Origin of the sequence: Amycolatopsis sp. NPDC005961 (assembly GCF_040629235.1) — a bacterium.
In the GTDB taxonomy this organism is placed as follows: Bacteria; Actinomycetota; Actinomycetes; order Mycobacteriales; family Pseudonocardiaceae; genus Amycolatopsis; species Amycolatopsis camponoti.
Genome location: NZ_JBEXVF010000005.1, coordinates 37,022 through 55,981 on the forward strand (window position 1 = coordinate 37,022; position 18,960 = coordinate 55,981).

Consider the following 18,960-nt stretch of genomic DNA (forward strand, 5'->3'; position numbering starts at 1 on the left):
CGAGGAGGACCCAGGTGACCAGGATCGTGATCATGGGCGGGGGCCCGGCCGGCTACGAAGCCGCGCTGGTCGCAGCCCAGCACGGGGCCGACGTCACGATCGTCGAGAAGGACGGCCTGGGTGGCGCCTGCGTGCTCTACGACTGCGTCCCGTCGAAGACGTTCATCGCGAGCTCCGGCGCGCTGGCGAAGATGCACGACCTCGGCGAGCTCGGCATCAACACCGACATGGCCGACACGAGCATCGACCTCCCGACCGTCCACGGCCGGGTGAAGGGCCTCGCGCTCGCCCAGTCCGCCGACATCCGCGCCCGCGTCCAGCGTGAGGGCGTCCGCGTCGTCATCGGCGAAGCCCGCTTCTGCGACGACGAGACCGGCCTCGCGACCCACAAGGTCGCCGTGACGACGGCGGACGGCCAGACCGAGAAGCTCCCCGCCGACGTCGTCCTGATCTCCACCGGCGCCACCCCGCGCGTCCTGCCCGGCGCGGTGCCCGACGGCGAGCGCATCCTCGACTGGCGTCAGCTCTACGAGCTCGAGGAGCTGCCCGAGCACCTCGCCGTCATCGGCTCGGGCGTCACCGGCGCCGAGTTCGCGTCCGCCTACACCGAGATGGGCGTCAAGGTCACCGTCGTCTCCAGCCGCGACCGCGTCCTCCCGCACGAGGACGCCGACGCCGCCGCGGTGCTCGAAGAGGTCTTCTCGCAGCGCGGCACGACCGTCGCGAAGCAGGCGCGCGCCGACCGCGTCGAACGCACCGAAAAGGGCGTCGAGATCCACCTCGCCGACGGCCGCGTGATCGAAGCCAGCCACGCGCTGATGACCGTCGGGTCGGTCCCGAACACCAAGGACATCGGCCTCGACCGCGTCGGCATCTCGCCCGGCCCCGGCGGGTTCATCACCGTCGACCGCGTTTCGCGCACCTCCGTTCCCGGGATCTACGCCGCCGGCGACTGCACCGGCGTGCTCATGCTGGCCTCGGTGGCGAGCATGCAGGGCCGCATCGCGATGTGGCACGCGCTGGGCGAAGGCGTCGCGCCGATCAAGCTGAAGACCGTCGCCGCCAACGTGTTCACCCACCCGGAGATCGCGACCGTCGGCATCAGCCAGCACGCGATCGACTCCGGCGAGGTGCCCGCGCGCACCATCATGCTGCCCCTGGCCACCAACGCGCGCGCGAAGATGGAGGGCCTCCGCCGAGGCTTCGTGAAGCTGTTCTGCCGCCCCGCCACCGGCGTGGTCGTCGGTGGAGTCGTCGTGGCGCCGCAGGCGAGCGAGCTCATCCTTCCCATCGCGCTCGCCGTCCAGAACCAGCTCACAGTGGACCACCTGGCACTGACATTTTCGGTGTACCCGTCGCTGTCGGGCTCGATCACCGAGGCCGGGCGCCAGCTCATGCGCCACGACGATCTGGACTGATCCGGTAGGCAACCCGTCGCGCCCCGTCGCGTCTTGTCGGTTGTAAGGCTGAAGGACGCGAAGGGTGCGAAGGTGCGCAAGACGGTGGTTTTGGTTGTGGCAGCGGTGATCGGGGCGACGACGCTGACGGGGCCGGCGATGGCCCAGCAGAGTCCCAGCACGACTCCGGCCGCCGCGCCGGCGAAGGGCAGCGTCCAGCTCAACGTCAACACCGCGATCAACCAGACGCTCGTGGACAAGTACGTCCGCGACGCGCCCAACGTCGCGCTGGCGAAGTGCGAGGGCGCTTCGCCGAAGTTCTCCTCGCCGGTGCTGACCTTCTCCAACTACACCCCCGGCCCGTTCATGGGCGCCGACGCGAACATCAGTGCCGACGTCGCGCTCAACCCGGGCACCCAGGCCGGGACGTACCCGCTGACCGTCACCTGCGGCGGCCAGACGTACAGCACGCAGTTCTCGGTGCCCGCCCCGCAGGTTTCGAAGGTGCCTTCCGGCGCCGCGAAAGCGGGCGATGGCAGCATGGCCGGCTGAATCCGCAAACCACCGAACCACCTCGGAGCCACGCTCCGAGGTGGTTTTTTCTTGAGTTCCCGCCGGGCGATTTCGCGACTTTTTCGTGACCTTCGGGCGCAACCTTCCGCAGGTGGAGACGTCTTGGGGTACATAAGCAAGCGGACGAAGCCGAGGCAGGGGCAACTGCGACCGGAGTCCGCGAAAATGCTTTGTCTATTCATTCACCAGGGGAGAAAAGAATGAAGAACACCGCTGTCGTCACGGGCATCGCCGTGGCCTTCCTCATCCTCGCGCCCGGCGCGGCGCTCGCGAGCACCGCGCCGAGCACGAGCGCGACCCCCAAGCCGGGCACCACCGCCAAGCCGGCTGCTCCCAAGCTCACGATCACCCCGCGCCACGGCGTGCCCGGCACGGAGCTTCGGATCACCGCCGAGTGCGACGGCGAAGCGTATGTCACCTCCAGAGCGGTCGACGCCTTCGCAACCGGGACCGGCCCGAACGGCTCGGTCCGGACCTACGTCGGGATCGTGCGCGACGTCCGCGCCGGCGAGTACCCCGTCAACCTGCGCTGCCACCCCCTGGACGGCCGCCCCGACACCTTCGTCGACGTGGCGTTCGTCGTGGACGGCGTGCCCGCCAAGACGCCGGGCGCCAAGGCGCCGGCCCCCAAGCAGGTCGCCAAGGTACCGGCCGGTGCGCCGCAGACCGGCGGCACCGACGGCCCGGTCGACGACTCCGGCGCGCCGCTCGCGGCCGCGGCCGCCATGGGGGTGCTCGCCGTCGGCGGCAGCGGTCTCGTGCTGGCCCGGCGGGCGCGGCGCCGCTGATCCTCCGAGGGGGAGCGGGGGTAACGTCTGGGCGGCCCAACCGATCGGGCCGCCCAGACGTGTAAACCCGTGGGAAGGGGGAGCACATGACCACGAGGACCACGGGCCGGCGGCGCTACCTGATCGCGCTCATCCTGGCGTTGCTGGCCGCTTTGGTGGTGCTGGCGCTGACGCTCGGTGGCGGCCCGGAGCCGTCGACCGCCCAGCCGCCGCCCGCGCAACCCGTCGCGGTGAACCCGGAACCCGCGGCCGGTGAGCAGCCCGCCGACGCCGCGTTGCCGAAGTCCGATCCGGTCTCGATCGACATCCCGAAGATCGGTGCGCACTCGTCGCTCGTTCCGCTGGGTGTCAACGCGGACAACACGATCCAGGTGCCACCGGTGACCACGCCGCTGCAGGCGGGCTGGTACACCTACGCGCCGACGCCGGGCGAGGTCGGCCCGGCCGTCGTCCTCGGGCACGTCGACGGCAACCACCAGAAGGGCATTTTCTACCGCCTCAAGGAGCTGGCCCCCGGCGACCGCGTCTCGATCGCGCGCAAGGACGGGACGACGGCGCTGTTCGAGGTGACGAAGGTGCACCAGGTGCCGAAGCAGGACTTCGAGAAGGAAGGCGTGTACGACGACACGGCCGGACCCGAGCTGCGGCTGATCACCTGCGGCGGCGTTTTCGACCGGAGCGCGCACAACTACGTCGACAACATCGTCGTCTACGCCCAGCTCATCAGCGGCTGAGAGTCCTTCGGCCCTGTTTTTGTCGGTGCCCGGTGCAAGACTGTGTCGGCCGTCACCCGAGGCGGCGTAGGCGAGGGTTGGGAGTCGACATGTTGTTCCGCGACGAGCCGTGGCCCGACGGGACACCCAGCTGGGTGGACCTGATGGTGCCCGACCAGGCGAAAGCGGTGGCCTTCTACAGCGGCCTGTTCGGCTGGGACGTGCAGGCGGGCGGTGAAGAAACCGGCTTCTACGGCATGGCGCAGCTGAGTGGCCGCCCGGTCGCCGGGATCGGCCAGACGCCGCCCGGCCAGGACATGCCTCCGGTGTGGACGACGTACCTCTCGGTGTCCGACGTGGACAAGACGGCTGCGGCGATCACCGAGGCCGGCGGGCAGGTCGTCGTGCCGGTGATGGAAGTGATGAAGGAAGGCCGGATGGCGGTGGCGGCCGACCCGGCGGGCGCGGTCTTCGGGCTGTGGGAACCGGGCAACCACCTGGGCACGCAGGTCACGGCGGCCCCGGGCACGCTGGCCTGGAACGAGTGCATGAGCCGCGACTACCCGGCGGCGAAGGCGTTCTACGAGCAGGTGTTCGGGTACGGGTTCCAAGACCTGTCGAACGACGACTTCACGTACGCGGTGCTGCTGCTCGACGGCCGCCCGGTCGGCGGGCTCGGCGCCCTGCCCGATTCGGTGCCGGCGGAGGTGCCGTCGAACTGGTCGGCGTACTTCTCGGTGGCGGACGCCGACGCGAGCGCGGCCAAGGTGGCGGAGCTGGGCGGCCGGGCGCTGGACCGGCCGTTCGACTCACCGTACGGGCGGCAGGTGCGGGTGGTGGACGACCAGGGGGTGCCGTTCTTGATCATCGCGCCGAACGAGCAGTCCGGGAAACCGGAGGGCTGGGAGGACTGAGAGGGGCGGCGGCTGCAGGGGGAGTGCGGCGCCGCGACGAGGGCCGGAGCGCCGTGAGGCCGAGAGCGGCCGCCCCGCGCGCGAACGGGCGGGGCAGCGCACGGCTGCGGACCGGAGGCGCCGGAAGACGCCCCCGGCCCGGGCCGTTCTCTCAGTCCTCGTCGTCGACCCAGTCGAAGGTCTTCGTCACGGCCTTCTTCCAGTTGCGGAACTCGCGGTCGCGGCGGGCGTCGTCCATGGCCGGCTCCCACTGCTTGTCCTGGGCCCAGTTCGTGCGGATGTCGTCCTCGGACTTCCAGAACCCGACCGCCAGGCCGGCGGCGTACGCGGCACCCAGCGCCGTCGTCTCGTTGACCACCGGGCGGATCACCGGCACGCCGAGGATGTCGGCCTGGAACTGCATCAGCAGCTCGTTGACGACCATTCCGCCGTCCACCTTGAGGGAGGTGAGCGAAACACCCGAGTCGGCGTTCATCGCCTCGAGCACCTCACGCGTCTGGAACGCCGTGGCCTCCAGGACCGCGCGAGCCAGGTGACCCTTGTTGACGAACCGGGTGAGCCCGACGATCGCGCCGCGGGCGTCGGACCGCCAGTAAGGAGCGAACAGACCCGAGAACGCCGGGACGAAGTACGCGCCGCCGTTGTCCTCGACACTGCGGGCGTGCTCTTCGATCTCGGCCGCGGTCGAGATCATGCCGAGGTTGTCGCGCAGCCACTGCACCAGCGAGCCGGTCACCGCGATGGAGCCTTCCAGCGCGTAGACCGTGTCGTTCGAGCCGATCTTGTAGCAGACCGTGGTGAGCAGCCCGTTCTGCGACATCACCTTCTCGGTACCGGTGTTCAGCAGCATGAAGTTGCCGGTGCCGTAGGTGTTCTTGGCCTCGCCGGGCGAAAGGCAGGCCTGGCCGAACGTCGCGGCCTGCTGGTCGCCCAGGATGCCCGCGATCGGCACGCCGGCCAGCGCACCCTTTGCGCGGACCTTGCCGTACTCCTCGGAGGAGGAACGGATCTCCGGCAGCATGGACAGCGGGATCGTCATCTCGGCGGCGATCTCGGGGTCCCACTGCAGCGTGTCGAGGTCCATCAGCATGGTGCGCGACGCGTTGGTCGGGTCGGTGACGTGCACGCCGCCGTCGGGCCCGCCGGTCATGTTCCACAGCACCCAGGTGTCCATGTTGCCGAAGATCAGGTCACCGGCTTCGGCCTTCTCGCGCGCGCCTTCGACGTTGTCGAGGATCCACTTGACCTTCGGCCCGGAGAAGTACGTCGCGAGCGGAAGGCCGACCTTGTCGCGGTAGCGCTCCTGGCCGCCGCCGAGGTTGCCGAGCTCGGTGACGATCCGGTCGGTGCGGGTGTCCTGCCAGACGATCGCGTTGTACACCGGCTTGCCGGTCGTCTTGTCCCAGACCAGCGCGGTCTCGCGCTGGTTGGTGATACCGACGGCGACGATGTCGGTGGTGTGCAGGTCGGCCTTGGCGACCGCGCCCGCGGCGACCGCGCGGGTGTTCTCCCAGATCTCCTCGGCGTTGTGCTCGACCCAGCCCGCCTTCGGGAAGATCTGCTCGTGCTCCTTCTGGTCGACGGCGACGACCCGGCCCTCGTGGTTGAAGATCATGCACCGGGTCGACGTCGTGCCCTGGTCGATCGCGGCTACGTACGAAGTCATGTGTGCTCCAGGAATCCGGTAGGGGGGCGATCAGGTCAGGTTGTGCACGACGAGGTAGAGCAACGCGGCCAGCGAACCGCCGGCCAGCGGGCCGACGACCGGGATCCACGAATAGCCCCAGTTGGCGTTGGCCTTGTTCTTGATCGGCAGCAGGAACGCGTATGCGATGCGCGGCCCGAGGTCGCGGGCCGGGTTGATGGCGTAGCCCGTCGGCCCGCCGAGCGAAGTACCGATCACGAGGACCACGAACGAGACACCCGCGTAGCCGAGCGCGGAGTTGCCGAAGTTCGGGGTGCCGCCGTCACCGACGGAGACCACCGGGCTGAGCAGGATCCAGGCCACCAGGACGAAGGTGCCGATGACCTCGGTGACGAGGTTCCACGCGGTGTTCGGGATCTGCGGCGCGGTGGAGAAGATCCCGAGCGTGTTCTCGGGCTCGGGGTGGTCGTCGAACTGCAGCTTGTAGGTGGCCCAGCAGAGCACGGCGCCGATGATCGCGCCGGCCATCTGGCCGATGAAGTAGAAGGGGACGTCGGCCCAGTGGGTCTTGTCCGCGATGGCCAGGCCCAGCGTCACGGCCGGGTTGAGATGCGCGCCGCTGGGCGCGGCGATGCTGGCGCCTGTGAAGACGGCGAACGCCCAGCCGAAGTTGATGAACAGGAACCCGGCGTTGTGACCGTTGTTCTTGCGGAGTACGTGGTTCGCGACCACACCGTTGCCGAGCAGGATCAGCGCGGCCGTTCCCAGTAGTTCCCAGACGATTATTGCCCCAGCACTCACCGCTGCACCTCCACACTGGACACTCTGCGCAGGGTCGATCACGGCGTGCCACGGCACCGTTGCCGACCCACGTCCGCGCGACGTTACCGGGGCGTAGAAGCGGATTCCAAGCTCCGGCCAGCCGAATCTTTTCAAGATCCGACCCGAACGCAGGTGGAAGCGCAGCAAGATCGCGGAGGGTTACGCCACAAGTGTCATCCGTGGACGGGCGGAGGATCACCAGGTCGTGCGATGCTGGAACCCTCGCCGGCACCGAGGAGGAATGTCACGTGGCGCAGCACGCAGCGGAGACGAACCCGGCTCGACTGGGCCCGGTCAAGCGCGAAGAGACCTGGCAGCGGCTCGGCAACGAGACCTTCGACCTCGTCGTCATCGGCGGCGGCGTGGTCGGCGCGGGAACGGCGCTCGACGCCGCGACGCGCGGGCTGCGGGTCGCGCTCGTCGAAGCCCGCGACCTCGCTTCGGGGACGTCGAGCCGGTCGAGCAAGCTCTTCCACGGCGGCCTGCGCTACCTGGAACAGCTCGAGTTCGGCCTGGTCCGGGAGGCGCTGCGCGAACGTGAGCTGATGCTCACGACGATCGCACCCCATCTGGTGAAGCCGGTCAGCTTTCTCTACCCGCTGACGCACCGCGTGTGGGAACGGCCGTACACCGCGGCGGGCCTGCTGATGTACGACACGATGGGCGGCGCCAAGAGCGTCCCGGGCCAGAAGCACCTCACTCGTGCGGGCGCGCTGCGGATGGTGCCGGCGCTCAAGCGGTCCGCGCTGATCGGCGGGATCCGCTACTACGACGCGCAGTCCGACGACGCCCGCCACACGATGACGGTGGCCAGGACGGCGGCGCACTACGGCGCGGTCGTGCGGACGTCGACCCAGGTCGTCGGGTTCCTGCGCGAGGCCGACCGGGTGTCCGGCGTGCGCGTGCGCGACGTCGAGGACGGCCGCGAGACGGAGATCTCGGCGGCCGCGGTGATCAACTGCACCGGCGTCTGGACCGACGAGCTGCAGCGCCTGTCGGGCGGCCGCGGGCGGTTCCGCGTGCGCGCCAGCAAGGGCGTGCACATCGTCGTGCCGCGCGACCGGATCGTCTCGGAGTCGGGGATGATCCTGCGCACCGAGAAGTCGGTGCTGTTCGTGATCCCGTGGCGGAACCACTGGATCGTCGGGACGACGGACACGGACTGGAACCTCGACCTGGCGCACCCGGCGGCGACGAAGCACGACATCGACTACCTGCTGGAGCACGTCAACAGCGTCCTGGCGACCCCGCTGACGCACGACGACATCGAAGGCGTGTACGCGGGCCTCCGCCCGTTGCTGGCGGGGGAGAGCGAAGAGACTTCGAAGCTTTCGCGCGAGCACGCGGTGGCACGGGTGGCGCCGGGCCTGGTCGCGATCGCGGGCGGCAAGTACACGACGTACCGGGTGATGGCGGCGGACGCGGTCGACGCGGCGGCGGTCGACCTCCCGGGCCGCTCGCAGCCGTCGATCACGGACAAGGTGCCCCTGATCGGCGCGGACGGTTACCACGCGCTGGTCAACCAGGCCGACCACCTGGCCGCCGAGCACGGCCTGCACCCGTACCGGGTCCGTCACCTGCTGGATCGCTACGGGTCGCTGGTCAACGAGGTCCTGGCCTCGGCAAGCGGTCGTCCGGAGCTGCTGAAGCCGATCGAGCACGCGCCGGACTACCTGGGCGTCGAGGTGGTGTACGCGGCTTCGCACGAGGGGGCGCTGCACTTGGAGGACGTCCTGGCCCGCCGGACCCGCATCTCGATCGAGTACGCCCACCGCGGGGTGGAGTGCGCGGAGCAGGTGGCGGCCTTGGTCGGCGAGGTCCTCGGCTGGTCACCCGAAACGGTGAAGCGGGAGATCGAGGTCTACAACGCACGGGTGGAGGCGGAGCGCGAGTCCCAGTCCCAGCCGAGCGACGAAGCGGCGGACGCCCTGCGATCGGCGGCCCCGGAGGCCCGGGCGGGCATCGTGGAGCCGGTGAGCTGAGAGGGGTTGTCCCCAGCCCCTGCGAGTTGTGGACAAGCCGCGCCGCCGGGCGCTTTCGGACGAGTTCCGTCCGAGGGCGCCGATAGACTGGCCAAGGGGACGCCCCCCCTGGGAGCGGCGGGGGATGTTTTCGGGAGTCCGGGCCCCGCTGCTGCTGGTTGTCGTTGGGTAACTGTGTCGTGCGTTCGGCCGATCGCGGAGCGGTCGTGGGCGCCCATGATCAGGTTGCCTTCCCAGCGGCCGGGCACCGCCCGGTCCGCGGCTTCGGTCGGGGCGGTCGCATCAGCACCATCGGGGTGGCCATCCGCGGCCGCCGTTGATCCGGCCGCACGTGCGGCCGGCGCTGGACACGGCCGGTCCGCAGCCGGGCCGGGCGGGCCGTGGCCATCTCCGTGCGCGGTGTGCAGGAGGTCGGTCCCGTCGGGTTGCCGGTTGCGGTCCAGTTCCCGGCTGATCGTCGACACCGGCCGGCGCCAGCGATCACCCGCAGCGAGACCCGGGCTCGTGGACCCGGTCAGCGATCCTGATCCGTTCGTCCGGGCTCAAGAACCGCTAGGGCACCTCCGCCGGCACCACCGGTGTCGCGGCCCGGGTCGCCTCGGCTCGCCAGCGTTTCGCGGTCCGGTGATTGACCCCGACCCGCGGCGGCGCTTCCTGTCCCCGCTTCCACCAGGCCACTCCCTCGGCGGTCAACGCCCGGCCACGCTGATCAGGGCCCCGCGACAGCCGGCCCGGGGCACGATCTCGATCCCGTTCGGACACTCAGGTGTGGCAACCACCCCTGGAAACCGCCGAGCGGCGGGGGATGTTCTCCGGGAGTCCGGGCCCCGCTGCTCAGGAAGTCCGGTGCCAGCGGATCAGGCGCTCGCCGGTCGGGGCTGGGGATGGCTCTGGGCCCACCAGGGTGAACCCGCAGCGCTCCGCCACGATTGCCGATGCCGTGTTGCTCTCCTCGTAGCGGTAGCTCACCTCCGTCAGCCCCAGGCCACCGAAACCGAAACGCAAAGCCGCGTTCAACGCCGTTGTCGCGATGCCCTTGCCTCGCTCGGTCGGGTGAACCCAGATCGTCGCCTCCGCGTACGCCGCGGAAAGGTCCAGCTCGCGTAGGCCCACCTCGCCCAGCAGCCTGCCCGACGTCGGCTCCGCGATCGCCCACGAACAGCGCTCGTCGCCCGCCCACTGGGCCGCTCGCAGCGCTACGTACTCCGTTGCCTCGTCGAGGGTGCGCAAGCGGTAGTTCAGCACGTACTTGCGGTGCGTCGGGTCGGCGAACGCCTCCATCAGCGGCGGCCGGTCGTCGATGTGCCGGTCCGCGCGCAGCTGGCGCAAGTAGTACGTGCCCGCGTTGATCTCCACCGGTTCCACTCCGCCCAGCCTAGCCAGGCCGGGAGCGCGCCGCCCCCGGCCCGGCGATCAAGGCCGGATCACGGCGTCAAGCGCCAGATCACCGGCACCCCGCTGTCGGGGGTCGCGTCGTTCGACGCGTAGCCCGCGAGCGTGCCGTCGTCGGCCGCGACCTGGGCCCGGAACGTCGAATAGCCGCTGGGGCCCTGGACCACGCCCGGGACCGTGCCGCGCCACACCACCGCGTTGCCGTAGATCTGCGGCCCTGACGGCGTGGGCACCATGCCCACGGTCAACCCGGCCTTGTTGATGTCCACGGCGATGCCGCCGCCCTCCAGCCCGGTCGTCCCGTCCGGCGTGGACCACCGGGCCGCCTGGTTGCCGCCCCACAGGCGCCACCCGACGACGACTCCGTTGCGGATCGCGGACCCCTCGGCCTGTCCGGACGGGCTCGGCGTGAGCTTCCGCAGGACGCCGTCCTTCCACAGCGCCGAGCCGGTGCCGGTGCTCAGCAGGATCGTGCCGTCGTCGTCCAGGTCGCGCGGGCTCGAGACGTCCCCGGTCTCCGGGATGACCACCGGCGCGCTGCCGTCGGCCCGCCACAGGACGATGGCCCGGGGCACCCCGGGCTCGTACGCCTCACCCAGCACATCGCCGCGCGTGTTGATCGCGACGCCGGTCACTTCCCGGTAGCCCGCCGGGTTGTCCTTGATGTGGTACCACGACTCGTCCAGGGTGTAGGTCCGGCTGGTCATGGTCTGGTAGTCGTGGATCGTGCCGACCACGACGCCGGACGAGTTTTCGTCGTTGGCGTCGACCCGCTCGTACCCGTCCGGCACGCCACGCAAGAACGGCTGCCCGTTGCGCCAGCTCACGACCTGGGTGACGTCGTTGACCCGGAACGTGCCGGTGTACTCGCCCTTGCCGTCCGACCCGGTGATGTTGCCCGCGCCCGCGCCGGGCGGCAACGGCAGCACCGTCGGCCGCCACGGAATGCGGACCGCCGCGGCGTCCGCGGGAACCCCCAGCGCGGTGACGGCGATCGCCACGGTGGCGAGCACCCCCGCCCGCAACCACGTCTTCTTCATCTTGTCCCCTTTCCCCCGACCTGCGGACGGTCCACGTCCGGCGAGGGGAACCGGTTGCCCGGCGAACGGAGCAATCTCAGAGCGCGGGGACCTGCGCGCTGACGGCCGTGCCGCCGCCCGGGGTGCTCTCGATCGACAGCGTCCCCGCCACCCGGCGGACGCGCTGCCGCATCGCCTCCAGCCCGAACCCGGTGCCGTCGCCGCGGTCGCCGGGCCGGAAGCCGGCGCCGTCGTCGACGACGTCGAGCAGCACCAGATCGTCCGAATAGGACAGTGTCACCGCGATCCGGGACGCCTTCGCGTGCTTCTCCGCGTTCGCCAGCGCCTCCTGCGCGACGCGGTAAAGCGTCTCCTCCAGGTCGGGCAGCAGGGGCCGGGCGTCGCCGGTGGTCTCCACGCGCACCGACACCCCGGACGTCGCGGAGACCCGGTCGGCCAGCCGGGAAAGCGCTTCCGGCAGCTGGGCCGCGGCCAACGGCTCCGGCCGCAGCGCCTGCACCGCGCGACGCGCTTCGCCGAGGCTCTCCCGGGCGAGCGCGTGAGCCCGCTCCACCCGCCGGTCGCGGTCCGGGCCGTCGGCGGCCTGCAGCTGCGTGACGATCCCGGTCAGGCCCTGGGCGAGGGTGTCGTGGATTTCGCGGGCCATCCGCTGCCGCTCGTCGAGGACGCCGGCCTCCCGCGCCTGGGTGACCAGCCGCGCGTGCAGGTCCGCGTTCTCCTCGAGCGCCGCTTCCAGCCGGACGGTCGCCTTCCGCCGTTGCTCGCTCTCCGCCCCGACGAACCACGCGGCGTACAGCAGCGGCCCGGCCATCGACAGGACCAGCACCCACGTCGGGCTCGGCGAATCCGAGTTCGCCGCCAGCAGCGGCACCGTCGCCGTCGCGGCCACCGCGAAGAACCCCCAGCGCGCCGGGAAGAGCACGAAGGCGAGCGGGTAGCCGAAGGACGCGAAGCCCATGAAGGTGTCGTCGCGCGCCACCAGCACGGTGGCGGCCGCGAGCACGCCCGCGTAGTAGCCGGCGGCGAGCCACGGGTGCGTGCGCCGGTGCGGGAACAGCGGGATCAGCAGCGGCACCCACACCGCCGCGGCCACGACGACGGCGAGCGTGGCACCCCGGATCCCGGGCCCCCAGATCACGCACGCCGCGAGCCCGGCGAGGCCGACGCCGGTGAAGATCGGCCCCGCCACCCGTTCGCCTCGGGCGTCCAGCGCGCCCGGCACCACGCCCATCACGGCCGTGATTCTCGCAGGCTCAGCGCCGGCGGCGGGCCCCGGCGATCATCGCGACCACCAGCGGCAGCGCCACCGAGATGATCAACAGCCGGCCGCGGGACAGGATGAGCACCGCGACCGCGAGGACGATCGCGATCGGGACCGCGCCGCGGATCAGGAACTGCTGCAGCGCGCTGTCGCCGGACATCACCGGCACCGGGGGCGCGGACGCCCCGTTGAGCAGCGCGCTCGGGCGCGGCGAAGGCAGGTCGTCGAACAGCGGCACGAGCTCGCTGACCCGCTTGGCCGCGGTGACCTTCGCGGACCGGGTGCCGTATTCGTCGATGTCCAGCCGCCCCGACCGGACGTGCTCCTCGAGGACGTCCAGGGCGTCCTGGCGTTCGTCGTCGCTCAACCGCATGTCGCCCACGGTGGATCAGCGGTCCAGGCCACGCCGGTGGTCGCGGTAGGAGTCGCGCAGCTCGCGCCGCCGGTCCCGGTCGCGCAGGTGCCGCTCGCGGCGGTCCCCGTGGTCGTGGTGGGCGTGGTGCTGGTCGTGCCCGGCGTGACCCCACATCGACCGGCCGAAGATGCTCAGCCCGATCGGGACGAGGATCAGGGTCCCGTGCACGACGCCGGTGGCGATCAGCGCGATCGTCGCGATCCAGACCAGCGGGAGGAACGCGGCGACGAACCGTTGTCCTCCGCTCCAGCCGACCGGCGCACCCGGTTGCCGGGGCGCGGGCTGGGCCTCCGACGCCGGTCCGGGGGCCGCGACGGCCTGCGGTGCGTCGTCGTAGCGGGGGTGTGGCGCGGGCAGGTCCGCGAAGATCTCGACGAGCTCGCCCCGCGTCTTGGCCGCGGTGATCCGCGCCGAGCGCTCGCCGTACTCGTCGATGTCGATCCGCCCCGCGCTCATGTGCTCACCGAGCGCGGACAGCGCGGACTCGCGGTTCTGGTCGCTGATCCGCAGCTGCGGAGACGGGACTTCGGTCACCTGGTCGATGGTAGGCCGCCTCGGGGGCGGCCCACCACGACATCGGTAACGAACTGCGCTACTTGATCTCGAGAAGCTGCGTGCCCTGCGTCACGGCGGCGCCGACCTCGACCGAAAGGCCGGTGACCGTGCCCGCTTTGTGTGCGGTGACCGGGTTCTCCATCTTCATCGCCTCGAGGACGACGATCAGCTCACCGGCTTCGACCGTCTGGCCCTCTTCGACGGCGACCTTCACGATGGTGCCCTGCATCGGCGCGGTGACGGCGTCACCGCTGACCGCGGCCTTGCCACCACCGGCGCGCTTGCGCGGCTTCGCCTTGACGGCCGTACCGCCCCCGCCGCCGCCTTCGAGCGCGAACCCGCCCGGCAGCGACACTTCCAGGCGCCGCCCGCCGACCTCGACGACGACGTTCTGCCGTGGCTCTTCTTCAGCGGCCTCGACGTCCGGCGCGACGAACGGCTCGATCTTGTTGTCGAACTCCGTCTCGATCCAGCGCGTGTGCACGCTGAAGCCGTTCTCGTCGCCGATGAACGCGGGGTCGTTCACGATCACGCGGTCGAACGGCAGCACCGTCGCCATGCCCTCGACGACCATCTCGTCGAGCGCGCGGCGGCTGCGTTCGAGGGCGTTGTTCCGGTCGGAGCCGGTGACGATCAGCTTCGCCAGCATCGAGTCGAACTGGCCGCCGATCACGCTGCCGGACTCGACACCCGAGTCGACGCGCACGCCGGGGCCGCTCGGCGCGACGAACTTCGTCACCGTGCCCGGCGCGGGCAGGAAGCCGCGGCCGGCGTCCTCGCCGTTGATGCGGAACTCGATCGAGTGACCGCGCGGCTCGGGGTCCTCGGTGATCCGCAGCTTCTCGCCGCGCGCGATGCGGAACATCTCGCGGACGAGGTCGAGGCCGGTGGTCTCCTCCGAGACCGGGTGCTCGACCTGCAGGCGCGTGTTGACCTCGAGGAAGGAGATGGTGCCGTCGGTGGCGACGAGGTACTCGACCGTGCCGGCGCCGTAGTAGCCGGCTTCCTTGCAGATCGCCTTCGCCGACTCGTGGATGCGCTTGCGCTGCTCGTCGCTCAGGAACGGCGCGGGCGCCTCCTCGACGAGCTTCTGGTGCCGTCGCTGCAGCGAGCAGTCGCGGGTGCCGACGACGATGGCGTTCCCGTGCTGGTCGGCCAGCACCTGCGCCTCGACGTGGCGCGGCTTGTCCAGGTAGCGCTCGACGAAGCACTCGCCGCGGCCGAACGCGGCCACGGCCTCGCGCGTCGCCGACTCGAACAGCTCGGGGATCTCTTCGCGGGTGCGCGCCACCTTGAGGCCGCGGCCACCGCCGCCGAACGCGGCCTTGATGGCCACCGGCAGGCCGTACTCGTCGGCGAACGCGACGATCTCGTCGGCGTCCTTGGCCGGCTCCTTCGTGCCCGGCACCAGCGGCGCGCCCGCGCGCAGCGCGATGTGGCGGGCGGTGACCTTGTCGCCGAGGTCGCGGATGGCCTGCGGGCTCGGCCCGATCCAGGTCAGCCCGGCGTCGAGGACGGCCTGGGCGAAGTCCGCGTTCTCGGAGAGGAAACCGTAGCCCGGGTGCACCGAGTCGGCGCCCGAGCGCTTGGCGGCGTCGAGGAGCTTGTCGAAGTTCAGGTAGCTCTCGGCGGCCGTGCTCCCGCCGAGCGCGAACGCCTCGTCGGCCAGGCGCACGTGCGGTGCGTCGCGGTCCGGATCGGCGTACACCGCGACGCTGGTCAGTCCAGCGTCCTTGGCGGCTCTGATCACGCGTACCGCGATCTCGCCCCGGTTGGCGACCAGGACCCTCGTCACCGGACCACCGGTGGATTCGCCGACCTGCTCGGCCACCCCGCACCTCCTGCGTCCCGACAGCTGCATTGCTGACCGCTCACGCGGTACGGGGAAGTCTACGGATATGCCGTCGCGAGTCCCTTGAGTGAGAGCTGAACCACGCTCAGACGTGGTGCCGCAGCTCCTGGGGCAGCGGCGAGTCCAGCACGATGACGTCGTAGGGGTTCGCCGCGTGGACCTTCGGCAGGTGCTCGGTGTTCACCAGCACCCACGGCTGGTGCTCGCCGCAGCAGTCGATCAGCCGGTCGAGCGCGGTGAACGCGACCAGGGCGGTGCGGCCGTCCGGCGTGCGGCGCAGCTCGATCGACGCGCCTTCGGTCTCGGCGCTGGCCGGTCCGGTCGGCAGGTAGAGGGCGGGGGGAAGGTTCGGGTTCGTCACCCGGACAACATAGACGGACACGCTCCGCGAGCACGGGGTGCCTCCGCGGGGTCCACGGCCGGGGGATTTCGGCCACACCCCGCCGGGCCGCTGCCCACACACAGTCGCGAGGCGGCTTACGCTCTGTCCCATGCGGACTTCGGCGGCGCGCACGCCTCGGTCGGCGCTGCTCACCGCGGTGCTGGCCGCGGTGGTGACCGTCGGCGCGATCGCCGCGGTGTTCCTGCTCCGGCCGCGGCCGGCGGAACCCGCCGGCGCGGCCGAGCCCGCGGCCGCCCCGGTGTCCCCGGTGGTGACGTGCGGCGGCGGCCCGTGCCGCCAGCTGGCGGCGATGACGGTCGGCGGCACCCCGGTGGTGCTGCTGACCGACGCGGCGGGCGGATCGGCGCGGGTGCGCGTCGGACCCGAGCCGGGCACGGTGTTCGAGCTGTCGATCGCCCAGCTGGGCGTGCGGCTGGACCAGAACTCGCTGCGCTGCATCGACGGCGCGGCGCCGACGTGCCTGGTCCGCGGCGACGTCGGCAGCGAGGGCAAGGCGGCGTACGGCGAGCTGCTCGTCGCGAGCGGCGGGGTGTGGCGCGCGCCGGGCAAGCCGTACTTCGCGGACGCGGGAACGCTTTCGCTCTACGACGTCACGGCCGACGGCCGCCCGGACGTGATCGTGGTCCGCCACGACTGCCGCGGCGCGGACTCGGGCACGGCGAAGTGCGACGCGGCCCCGGTGCTGGGCCAGGTGTACGACCTGACGGGCAAGTCGGTCGGCTGCACGCGCCGGTACACGGCGCCGTCGGACCTGCGCGGGTGGCCGGACATCCGCCTCACGCGCACCGACCTGCGCACCTGCCCGTCCTGAACGACGCGAAGGCCGCCTCGAAGCTTCTCGAGGCGGCCTTCGCGGACTCGCGGGTCAGGCGGGGGCGGGTTCCGTGTGCCGGGCCTCGGTGCCCTCGTCGCTGTGCTGCGGACGGTCCGTCGGGGCGTTCAGGACCTCCTCGTCGAGGAGACCCTCGCCGCGGGCCACGACCACCGGGACCACGATCTGGCCGGCCACGTTCGTCGCCGTGCGCATCATGTCCATGATCGGGTTGACCGAGTAGATCAGCGCCAGGCCGAGCGCCACCTGCTTCGCGTCGAGGCCGATGAACGACGTCGTCAGCGTGAACGCCGTCAGCCAGCCCGTGGTGCCGGCCGTCGCCAGTGCGCCGACCACGGCGACCACGACGATGCCCACGTACTGCCAGAAGTTCAGCGACACCCCGGCCAGGTTGGCGACGAAGATCGCCGCGATCGCCGGGAACACCGCCGCGCAGCCGTCCATCTTCGTCGCGCTGCCGAGCGGGGTCGCGAAGGCCGCGTACGCCGGCTGGACGCCGAGGTTCACGGCGGACTGGCGGGTCAGCGGCAGTGTCGCGGCCGAGGACTGCGAGGCGAACGCGAACTGGATCGCCGTGCCCGCCTTGGCGAAGAACTTCAGCGGGCTGACCTTCGCCACGAACCGCAGCAGGATCGGGTAGACGACGAACAGCACGAGCAGGCAGCCGACGTACACCGCGAGCGTGGTGGAGAACAGCGGCCGGAACAGCGCGTCGCCGTAGTTGGAGACCGCCGCGCCGATCAGGCCGATGATGCCGATCGGGGCCAGCCGGACGATCCAGCCGAGGTAGCGCTGGATGATCTCGAAGACGCTCGTCGTGAAGTCCACGAACGGCTTCGCCTTGTCACCCAGGCTGTACGCGGCCGCGCCGATGACCAGCGCGAGGAACAGCACCTGCAGCGTCTCGCCGTCGGAGAACGCTTTCACGAAGTTCTCCGGCAGCAGCCCGTTGACGAAGGCGTCCCACGAACCCCAGTGGTCGACGCTGGCGGCGGCTTTGTCCGCGTTCTTGGCGGTCGCCGTGACGCCGCCGAGGCCGCCCGAACCCGGGTTGAAGATCCGGCCGACCGCGATGCCGATCAGCGACGCGATGAACGAGGTGATGGCGAACCACATGACCGTCTTGCCGCCGAGGCGCGCGGCGGTGCGGCCGCCGCCGAGCTTCCGGAGGCTGTTGATGCCGACCACGATCGCCGTGAAGACCAGCGGGATCACCGCGATCTGCAGCAGGGTCGTGAAGATGGTGCCGATCTGGTCGAGGAGATCGGTCAGCCAGCCGGCTCCGGTCTGCCGCGCGAGGACGCCCAGGAGGGCGCCGACGACGAGCGAGCCGAGAACCGCGGCCGCGAAGACCCGCGGTTTGGTGTATGTCCGTACAAAAGACACGGGGCTACTCCGGTACTCGAAAGTTTCTGTATTGCCTCGTCAAGAGAACGTTAGGCAAGACGAGACTCTTCCGGATCACCCGTTGGTGTGGCGCTCTTCTCAGGATGCGGGAGGTCGCCAGAGATCCACGACACTCACGCCGACCTCGGCGAGCAGCCGGCGCGTCAGCGGGAGGCTGATGCCGATGACGCTCGTGTGGCCGCCGTCGAGCCCGTCGACGAACCAGCTGCCCAGGCCGTCGATCGTGAAGCCGCCGGCCACGTGCAGCGGCTCGCCGGTCGCGATGTAGGCGTCGATCTCCGCCGCGCTCGGCGTGCCGAACCGGACGGTCGTCGACTCCCAGCCGCTGGTGTCCTTGGCGCGCGTGCCGCCGTCGAGCCGGACGACCGCGTGGCCGGTGAGGAGTTCACCGGATGACCCCGCCATCGCGGCCCAGCGCTGCCGCGCGATGTCCGGGTTCGCCGGTTTGCCGACCATCTGCCCGCCGATGTTCAGCATCGAGTCGCAGGCGACGACGACGGCGTCCGGGTGGGCCGCGGCGACCTGGTCGAGGACGGCTTCGGCCTTGGCCGCGGCGAGGGCGGCGACCAGCTCCGACGGTGCTGGATCGGTCAGCGAGGCGGCGACGGCGTCCTCGTCGACGCCGGAGACGAACACGGCCGGATCGAGACCGGCGGAACGCAGGAGGGCGAGCCGGGCGGGGGACTGGGAGGCGAGGACGAACTGCACAGCGTGAAGGTACCCGGACGCCTGCCGTAACCGAATTGTGACCGGCGCCACCCGGATGCGGAGTTAGTTTGTTGTTGCTCGCAACATATGGCGCCGGGAAGACGCGGAGGTGACCGATGACCGTCCGGGTCACGGAATCGACGTCAGCCACCAGGCCGCGGTCGCTGTGGACGAGGATCCGCGCGACGAAGGGCCGGGCGACCATCCGGGCGGACTCGGCCTCGGTGTCGAAGGCCGCCCGCTAGACAACCGCTCTCGCGG

General features: G+C 71.0%; 19 protein-coding genes. 8 read left to right on the forward strand and 11 right to left on the reverse strand.

The features are described from left to right. The first annotated feature begins 14 nt into the window (after positions 1–14). The 5 genes from ABZ342_RS06260 (at position 15) to ABZ342_RS06280 (ending at position 4,385) form a co-directional block, all read left to right on the forward strand. Positions 15–1,418 carry an NAD(P)H-quinone dehydrogenase gene (locus tag ABZ342_RS06260; protein ID WP_155549067.1) on the forward strand — a complete coding sequence of 468 codons (1,404 nt, stop codon included), beginning with the start codon at positions 15–17 and terminating at the stop codon, positions 1,416–1,418. A gap of 72 nt (positions 1,419–1,490) precedes the next feature. Then, a complete protein-coding gene (locus ABZ342_RS06265; RefSeq protein ID WP_360469311.1) occupies positions 1,491–1,949 on the forward strand; it encodes a hypothetical protein in 459 nt (152 codons plus the stop codon). A gap of 221 nt (positions 1,950–2,170) precedes the next feature. After that, entirely contained in the window at positions 2,171–2,758 is a 588-nt protein-coding gene (locus tag ABZ342_RS06270) for a hypothetical protein (RefSeq protein WP_360469314.1), read from the forward strand. Positions 2,759–2,844: 86 nt separating this feature from the next. Beyond that, the gene (locus tag ABZ342_RS06275; protein ID WP_360469317.1) at positions 2,845–3,492 is read left to right on the forward strand and encodes a class F sortase; all 648 of its coding nucleotides are present in this window, start codon (positions 2,845–2,847) and stop codon (positions 3,490–3,492) included. 89 nt (positions 3,493–3,581) lie between these two features. Next, positions 3,582–4,385: a VOC family protein gene (locus ABZ342_RS06280; protein WP_360469320.1), complete on the forward strand. Its 804-nt coding sequence runs from the start codon at positions 3,582–3,584 to the stop codon at positions 4,383–4,385. Positions 4,386–4,536: 151 nt separating this feature from the next. Here the strand turns inward: ABZ342_RS06280 and glpK are convergent, their stop codons facing one another. Continuing rightward, positions 4,537–6,051, reverse strand: coding sequence for a glycerol kinase GlpK (gene glpK / locus ABZ342_RS06285; protein ID WP_360469323.1), 1,515 nt, complete (start codon positions 6,049–6,051; stop codon positions 4,537–4,539). A gap of 30 nt (positions 6,052–6,081) precedes the next feature. Then, a complete protein-coding gene (locus ABZ342_RS06290) occupies positions 6,082–6,831 on the reverse strand; it encodes an MIP/aquaporin family protein (RefSeq protein WP_196425892.1) in 750 nt (249 codons plus the stop codon). A 269-nt stretch (positions 6,832–7,100) separates the two neighbouring features. Here ABZ342_RS06290 and ABZ342_RS06295 point away from each other — a divergent pair, with 269 nt between their 5' ends. Continuing rightward, positions 7,101–8,834 carry a glycerol-3-phosphate dehydrogenase/oxidase gene (locus ABZ342_RS06295; RefSeq protein WP_155549073.1) on the forward strand — a complete coding sequence of 578 codons (1,734 nt, stop codon included), beginning with the start codon at positions 7,101–7,103 and terminating at the stop codon, positions 8,832–8,834. 834 nt (positions 8,835–9,668) lie between these two features. Here the strand turns inward: ABZ342_RS06295 and ABZ342_RS06300 are convergent. From ABZ342_RS06300 to ABZ342_RS06330, 7 genes are all read right to left on the reverse strand, one after another. Next, a complete protein-coding gene (locus tag ABZ342_RS06300; protein WP_360469327.1) occupies positions 9,669–10,199 on the reverse strand; it encodes a GNAT family N-acetyltransferase in 531 nt (176 codons plus the stop codon). A gap of 59 nt (positions 10,200–10,258) precedes the next feature. Further along, entirely contained in the window at positions 10,259–11,266 is a 1,008-nt protein-coding gene (locus ABZ342_RS06305; RefSeq protein WP_360469330.1) for a hypothetical protein, read from the reverse strand. A 76-nt stretch (positions 11,267–11,342) separates the two neighbouring features. Beyond that, positions 11,343–12,497 (reverse strand): sensor histidine kinase, encoded by a 1,155-nt coding sequence (locus ABZ342_RS06310; RefSeq protein WP_360469751.1) that lies wholly within the window; start codon positions 12,495–12,497, stop codon positions 11,343–11,345. Positions 12,498–12,519: 22 nt separating this feature from the next. After that, a complete protein-coding gene (locus tag ABZ342_RS06315; RefSeq protein ID WP_360469333.1) occupies positions 12,520–12,909 on the reverse strand; it encodes a DUF1707 domain-containing protein in 390 nt (129 codons plus the stop codon). Positions 12,910–12,915: 6 nt separating this feature from the next. Then, positions 12,916–13,476 (reverse strand): DUF1707 domain-containing protein, encoded by a 561-nt coding sequence (locus tag ABZ342_RS06320; protein ID WP_155549077.1) that lies wholly within the window; start codon positions 13,474–13,476, stop codon positions 12,916–12,918. Positions 13,477–13,534: 58 nt separating this feature from the next. Next, a complete protein-coding gene (locus tag ABZ342_RS06325) occupies positions 13,535–15,328 on the reverse strand; it encodes an acetyl/propionyl/methylcrotonyl-CoA carboxylase subunit alpha (RefSeq protein ID WP_155549078.1) in 1,794 nt (597 codons plus the stop codon). Between the two features lie 106 nt (positions 15,329–15,434). Further along, the gene (locus ABZ342_RS06330) at positions 15,435–15,710 is read right to left on the reverse strand and encodes an SAV_915 family protein (protein WP_086673790.1); all 276 of its coding nucleotides are present in this window, start codon (positions 15,708–15,710) and stop codon (positions 15,435–15,437) included. A 130-nt stretch (positions 15,711–15,840) separates the two neighbouring features. Between ABZ342_RS06330 and ABZ342_RS06335 the strand changes: the two genes are divergently transcribed. Beyond that, positions 15,841–16,563: a hypothetical protein gene (locus ABZ342_RS06335; RefSeq protein WP_360469338.1), complete on the forward strand. Its 723-nt coding sequence runs from the start codon at positions 15,841–15,843 to the stop codon at positions 16,561–16,563. 54 nt (positions 16,564–16,617) lie between these two features. On the opposite strand, the gene ABZ342_RS06340 is transcribed toward ABZ342_RS06335, so the two are convergent. Both ABZ342_RS06340 and ABZ342_RS06345 read right to left on the reverse strand, forming a co-directional pair. After that, positions 16,618–17,970 carry a dicarboxylate/amino acid:cation symporter gene (locus ABZ342_RS06340; protein WP_360469341.1) on the reverse strand — a complete coding sequence of 451 codons (1,353 nt, stop codon included), beginning with the start codon at positions 17,968–17,970 and terminating at the stop codon, positions 16,618–16,620. A 99-nt stretch (positions 17,971–18,069) separates the two neighbouring features. Beyond that, positions 18,070–18,699, reverse strand: a complete 630-nt coding sequence (locus ABZ342_RS06345; protein ID WP_360469344.1) for a nucleoside triphosphate pyrophosphatase — start codon at positions 18,697–18,699, stop codon at positions 18,070–18,072. A gap of 116 nt (positions 18,700–18,815) precedes the next feature. Here ABZ342_RS06345 and ABZ342_RS06350 point away from each other — a divergent pair, with 116 nt between their 5' ends. Further along, a complete protein-coding gene (locus ABZ342_RS06350) occupies positions 18,816–18,944 on the forward strand; it encodes a hypothetical protein (RefSeq protein ID WP_360469347.1) in 129 nt (42 codons plus the stop codon). The last annotated feature ends 16 nt before the right edge of the window (positions 18,945–18,960 follow it).